This window comes from Mycobacterium sp. (assembly GCF_039583785.1).
Lineage (GTDB): Bacteria > Actinomycetota > Actinomycetes > Mycobacteriales > Mycobacteriaceae > Mycobacterium.
In genome coordinates this window covers 1-6,358 of sequence record NZ_JAVKSG010000115.1, presented here as the reverse complement: position 1 = coordinate 6,358, position 6,358 = coordinate 1, and the positions used below count along the sequence as shown (strand labels likewise).

The window sequence follows — 6,358 nt, the reverse complement described above, 5'->3', positions numbered from 1 at the left end:
CCGCCGTCGCCGCCGTTGCCACCCGCTTCGGGGCCCGACCCGGTGTTCACACCGTTAGCGCCGGTCCCACCGGTGCCACCGGCACCACCGTTACCGTCGTCGCCGCCCGCGCCGCCGTAGCCGCCGTTACCGCCGGCACTGCCCGCGGTGGTGGCGTCAGCGCCGTTACCGCCGTAACCGCCGTTGCCGTCGATGCCGTGGGTGCCGGCCTGCCCGGCTATGCCGTCGGTGGAGCCGACCCCACCTGCGCCACCGGACCCGCCGAGGCCGACGTTGCCGCCGGCGCCGCCGTCGCCGCCGCTGCCGGCCACGCCGTTGTAGCTGACCACGCCGTTACCGGCGTCACCGCCGTTGCCCGCGTTGCCGCCGACGCCGCCGCCGCCGCCGGCCCCGCCGGCACCCTGGATGCCCGAGCCGCCTTGGGCCACGCCGCCGCCGGCGCCGCCGGCGCCGCCTTCGCCGCCGGCGGAGCCGGCGCCGCCGGCGCCGCCGTTGCCGCCGTTGTACGCGCCCGAGCTGGTGGAGGTGGTGCTGCCATCGGCGCCATTGCCGCCGGTGCCGCCAGCGGCACCGTTACCGCCCTGGCCGCCGGCCCCGCCGACGCCGCCGTTACCGGAGGTGGAACCGCCCAGACCACCGGCGCCGCCCGTACCGCCGTTACCGGCGGCCGTGGCACCACCGCCGGGCGTGCCGCTACCGCCGCTGTTGGCCGCGGCGTCGGTGCCGTTTGCGCCGATGCCGCCGGTCGCGCCGTTACCGCCCACGCCGCCGGCACCACCGGTGCCGACGTTGCCGCCGTTACCGCCCGCACCACCGGCACCACCGGTGTCACCGGAGCCGAGCAGGCTGGTCGCGTCGGCGCCGTTACCGCCGACGCCGCCGTCGCCGCCGGTGCCCGTCGCGCCGGCCGTACCGCCGTAAGCAGCCGCACCGCCGGTGCCGGCGTTGCCGCCGTTACCGCCCAGGCCGCCGTTGCCGATGACAAGTGTGTCGGCTTTACTGACGCCGACTACGCCGTTACCGCCGTTGCCGCCAGTGCCGGCGTCGCCGCCAGCGCCGCTAGTGCCGGACGCACCCGTGGTGCCGTCGCTGTACCCGGCCGCTCGGGCCACACCGCCGGCACCGCCGTCACCGGCCGTGCCGCCGTCGCCGCCGCTGCCGCCGGCACCGCCGTTACCGCCGTCGGCCAATCCTTCGAGGGTGGTAGAGCCCTGTGCGCCGTTGCCGCCGTTGCCGCCGTTGCCGCCGGATCCGCCGCTGCCGGCAGCGCCACCGTCGCCACCGTTACCGGCATCTACGCCGCCTTCACCGCCGGCGCCGCCGTTACCGCCGGATCCACCTGAGGTGCCGTTGGTGCCGTCGGAGCCGTAGGCGCCCGGGCTGGTGGCGTTGACGCCATTGACGCCGTTGACGCCATTGGTGCCGGTCCCGCCGGCGCCGCCGTTGCCGCCGTTGCCGTAGTCGCCGCCGGCACCGCCGACGCCGCCGGTGCCACCGGCGACCCCGGCGGCCACACTGGCCGCGCCGTTACCGCCGGTGCCGCCGTCGCCGCCGGTGCCCATCGCGCCGGCCGTGCCGGTGGACCCGCCTGCCGCGCCGCCGTCGCCGACGTTGCCGCCGGCGCCGCCCGCACCGCCGGTGCCCACGGTGCCATCGGTGGTGACCACACCGTTGCCGCCGTTGCCGCCGGTGCCGGCGTCGCCGCCAGCACCGCCATTACCGTCCGCACCCGTGCTGCCGTCGGAGTACCCGGCCGCGATGGCTGTGCCGCCCGCGCCGCCGGTGCCGCCGGCGCCGCCTTGCGCGCCATTGCCGCCGGTACCACCGCTGCCGCCGTCGCCGGTGGCGCTGGTGGTGGAGCCGTCGGCGCCGTTGCCGCCGCTGCCGCCGGATCCACCGACACCGCCGCTGCCGGCAGCGCCACCGGCGCCACCGTTACCGGCATCTTTACCGCCTGCACCGCCGGTGCCGCCGTCGCCGCCGGTACCGCCGGCGGTGCCGCTGGTGCCGTCGCCGCCGTTGGCGCCCGCAGTGGTGGCGTTGGCGCCATCGGTGCCGTTGGCGCCGGCCTCGCCGGTCCCGCCGGCGCCACCGGCGCCACCGTTGCCGTACAGCCCGCCTGCGCCACCGTCACCACCGTTACCGGCGTTGCCGCCGTCGATCCCGGCCACACCGGTCGCGCCGACACCGCCGGCCCCGCCGTTGCCGCCGCTCGTTGTCACGCTGCCGTCAGCACCGGCGGTACCCGCCTCGCCGCCGGTACCACCGGTGCCCGCCGACCCGCCGGCCCCGCCTTTGCCCGCCACGGTGCCCGGGTCGCCACCTTGACCGCCGTTACCGCCCGCGCCGAGAGCGCCGCCGCTGCCCTCCACGCCGGCCACGCCGGCCGCGCCGACACCACCGTTACCGCCGGCACCGGCACTGCCGCCCATGCCGCCGTCACCGCCGCTGCCGTTGACACCCACATGCCCGAAGTATCCGCCGGAGCCCGCGTCACCGCCGTTGCCGCCGGCACCACCGGCATAGCCGGCACCGCCGTTGCCGCCGGCACCGCCGGCGCCGTCGTTGACCCCGCTCACGCCGGCCGCGCCGGTGCTGCCGTCAGCGCCGGTCGCGCCCACACCGCCGACCCCGCCGTCGCCGCCGGACCCGCCGTCACCGAAGAAGTTGTACGTACCCACACCGCCTCCGGCCCCGCCGTCACCGCCGGTCCCGCCGGCGGTGGTGGCCGTGCCGGCCACCCCGTCCCCGCCGACACCGCCGTCGCCACCGTTGCCGTAGAACAGCCCGCCGGTCCCGCCGGCACCGCCGGCCCCGCCGTCAGCGCCAGCGCCGCCGTCACCGCCGTCACCCAAGTAGCCGGCACTACCGCCGGTACCGCCCACACCGGCCGCGTCGGTGGCACCCTCACCGCCGTTGCCGTAGAACAACCCGCCGGCACTGCCGTCGGCTTCGGCCAGCGAGCCGCCGCCGACACCGTTGGCGCCGTCACAGAACAGATCAGCGAAACCGCTGCCACAGGTCGGCAGGGCGAACAGCGAAGACGACGCCGCGTCCTGGTGGCCACTGAACATCGACGTGAAGTCCGACTCAAGCCCCTGCAAGAACGACGAAGACGAGTCGGTGCTCGATGCCGCCGCAGCGGCGCCGGTGTCGGGCAGCGCTGTGCTGGAGACCCCGGACAGGTCGCCGAACGTGGACTCCAAGCCGCTGCCGCTGGTCAGCGAGGACAGAGCCGCATCCAGCGTCGAAGGGTCGAAAACGTTCGCCGAACCGGCCATCGAACTCATCGCCGGGTCGACGATCAGGTCGATCCAGTCGGTCAGCGGATCAGCCTGCGCACTCGGCATGCCCGCCAACGGACCCAATCCGAGTGCCAAAAAAACCCCTGCACCGCTGCCGAGGCCCAACGCGCGACGACGCGCATTGGCCTTGCTCGACCGCCGGTGCTTCTTGGAGTGCTGACCAGCCATTTCGAAAAACCTTCCGTTGACGTTGAAAGTGCGCAAGCTCAGGGACGACCTGTCCTCAGGTTCTGCCAAGGTATCACACGTGATCGAGCTGTTATGCATGTCTGCGTAATCCGTTCGGATGAATCTCTAGCGCTGCCGAAAAAAGACAAATGGCCAGCTCAGCCGCCTGTTAGCGGTCGCACCGGGCCCGGCTGGCCGCCGCCGACTTAGCTGTGAGGAAGCAGCGAAGGCTTGTCAGCTTCTCAGGCGTCGTCCGGAGAAACGGCTCGTAAGAAGCCTTAAAGACCCAAGCCAGGCCCCGCGGCACGGGCCGGCTGTTCGTTCTCGGTGTGTCTTTTCCGGCGGGGCCAGGCCGGGCGTGCGCGTGATGAGCGTCTGGCCGGACGTCGGGCCGCGCGCGGGTAACCGCTAATCTACGTGCGGGGGTGACGCGATCCTGGAACTGGGACGCGCTCCGCTGTCAACAGCCACCGCGAAGGAGCCACTGCAGAAGTGAACGACAACCCGCGTGCCGATGTGGTCACTCGCCAGTACGAGCGCTACCGCTACCCGCAACCGATAGAAGACCTCGAAAAATGGTTGGCCAACAACTGGGAGTGGTTCGATCCCAGCCACGCGCACCGAGTGCTGTGGCCCGACCGGGAGTACAACGCCGACCTTGACATTCTGATCGCGGGCTGTGGCACCAACCAGGCGTCGGTTTTCGCCTTCATGAACCCCGACGCCAAGGTGGTGGCGGTCGATATCAGCCAGCCGTCACTGGATCATCAGCAGTACCTCAAAGACAAGCACGGGCTGTTCAACCTGGAGTTACACCTGCTACCCATCGAGGAACTGCCCTCGCTGGGCTTGGATTTCGACCTGATCGTGTCGACCGGCGTGTTACACCACTTGGCCGATCCGCAAGCAGGGATGAATGCGGTGGCAAGTTGTCTGCGGCCCGATGGCGCCATGGCTGTGATGTTGTACGCCAAATACGGCCGCGCCGGACTCGAGTTGCTGCAGTCGTTGTTTCGGGACTTGGGGCTCGGCCAAAACGAATCGTCGATTGCGATGGTGCGCGAGACGCTATCGCTGCTCTCGCCCGATCACCTGGTGCAGCCCTATCTGAAGATGGCGCGAAATTTGCAGTCCGATGCGGTACTGGTGGACACCTTCCTGCACGGCCGCGAACGCAGTTACACCGTCGATGACTGCATCGACCTGGTCACCAACGCCGGGCTGGTGTTTCAGGGGTGGTTCAACAAGGCGCCGTACTATCCACACGATCTGTTCGCGCAACCCAACACGGTCTATCCGGCAATAGACGCCCTGCCCGAGCCGGCGCTGTGGTCGGCGATCGAGCGTCTCAACACTGTCAACGCCTGCCACTTTTTTATGGCGTGCCGCCCGGAGCGGCCTAGGCAGTCCTATGCGGTTGATTTTTCGACGCAGGCTTGCCTGGATTACGTTCCGTTGATGCGGATGCGCTGCGGGTTGGCCGGCAGCGAACTTTACCGGCCGGACTGGCGAGTGTCGCTGAACTCGGCTCAGCTGCCCTTGGTGCGGCTTGTCGACGGCCATCGCACGATTCGAGAGATTGCCGATTCAGTGCACACGGAGGCCTCGTCGCGGGGCACCGTGGCCGACGTCGAGAAATTCGCCCGCAAGCTCTTCGGGGCACTGTGGCGCCTCGATTTCCTGGCGATGAGCCTGAACTCGAACTCGCGGCCGTAAAGCGATGACCACATCCGGCCGACATAGCCGCGGCGGGCCCGAGGCGAATCCGGCTGCGCCACACCGCCTCGATGAGGCGCGGTACCATCAGCCGATGCCTAATGGATCGCACACCGAATCCGCCCGTCCGGAAACCCCGAAGGAGTCCTCCGTTAACGAAAAGTCTTCGCCCCTCAAACCAGCAGGGCGGTCGCAATGGCTGACCTACGTGGTCGCCGGCGTCGCCGTGGTCGCCGTGGTCGCCGTGGCCCTAGCCGCCCTGGCGTATTTCCACCCAGCACGCAACGGCGCCTCGGCAACCCAGCAAGGCGGCGACGCGCACGCGAATGTGTGCTCGGCCTACACCTCGGCGAAAAAAGCGGTGGTCATCAACACCCACCTGCGCGCGAACCCGAACGACGCGACTGCCGGGCTTGCGGTGGCCGGTAACGCACGTTTGGCGCTCATAGGTAGTGGTGCGTACCTGCGCGACCGGCTCGCCGCAAACACCAAGGTCCCCGCTGATCTCGGCAATGCCGTCAATTCCCTGGCCAACACGGTTGAACAGTTGGGCATCAACTACCTGACCGATGCCAACCCCGATGTTCAGCGTCCGCTGCAAAATGACCTGAACTCCGAATTCGCCCAACTCGACAAGATGTGCGCTCCCCGGTAGACCACGCTGCAGGCGACCACTCACCCGCACAACAGTCTTCGGTGAAGTGCCGAAGTTTGGCTCTTTCCCACCCACGAGAGCTACGTTGATGTGACGCCGGAAAATGTGGGTGGCTCACCGAAAGGCATGCCGATGGTTCGTCGTCGCAGTATCTGGAAGCGCCTATCGCGCAACGTCACGGCACGCCGTGATGCGGTCGGGCTGGGTGCCGCTGCCGGTGCGCTTCTGGTTGCGGTGGTGAGTCCGCTGGCCACCACGCCCGCCGCCGGCGCCGACATGATCGACCACCTCAGTACCGCTGGCGGACCGGCGCACTTCGATCCCGGTGGCGGCGGCAACGGCGGCCAAGGCGGCAACGGCGGCCAAGGCGGTCGCGGCGGCCAAGGCGGCCAAGGCGGGGCGCCCGGCGCGGGCGGCGCAGGCGGCGCCGGCGGGGCGCCCGGCGCGGGCGGTCAACCAGGCCTACCGGGTCAACCCGGCCAACCCGGCCAACCCGGCCGATAACACCGGCTGC

At 70.8% G+C, this 6,358-nt stretch carries 4 protein-coding genes; 3 read left to right on the top strand and 1 reads right to left on the bottom strand.

The window, feature by feature from the left end; genetic code table 11:
- Positions 1-3,473, bottom strand: a 3,473-nt coding sequence (locus ABDV69_RS19730) for a PGRS repeat-containing protein (protein WP_343577411.1), incomplete at its 3' end; no start/stop codon positions are given.
- 492 nt (positions 3,474-3,965) lie between these two features.
- On the opposite strand from ABDV69_RS19730, the gene ABDV69_RS19725 reads away from it, so the two are divergent.
- From ABDV69_RS19725 to ABDV69_RS19715, 3 genes are all read left to right on the top strand, one after another.
- Positions 3,966-5,189 (top strand): class I SAM-dependent methyltransferase, encoded by a 1,224-nt coding sequence (locus tag ABDV69_RS19725; RefSeq protein WP_343577410.1) that lies wholly within the window; start codon positions 3,966-3,968, stop codon positions 5,187-5,189.
- A 208-nt stretch (positions 5,190-5,397) separates the two neighbouring features.
- On the top strand, positions 5,398-5,844 hold the full coding sequence (locus ABDV69_RS19720) for a hypothetical protein (protein WP_343577408.1): 447 nt from the start codon (positions 5,398-5,400) through the stop codon (positions 5,842-5,844).
- Positions 5,845-5,976: 132 nt separating this feature from the next.
- Complete coding sequence (locus tag ABDV69_RS19715; protein ID WP_343577406.1) at positions 5,977-6,348, top strand: hypothetical protein; 372 nt, start codon at positions 5,977-5,979, stop codon at positions 6,346-6,348.
- Positions 6,349-6,358: the final 10 nt, after the last annotated feature.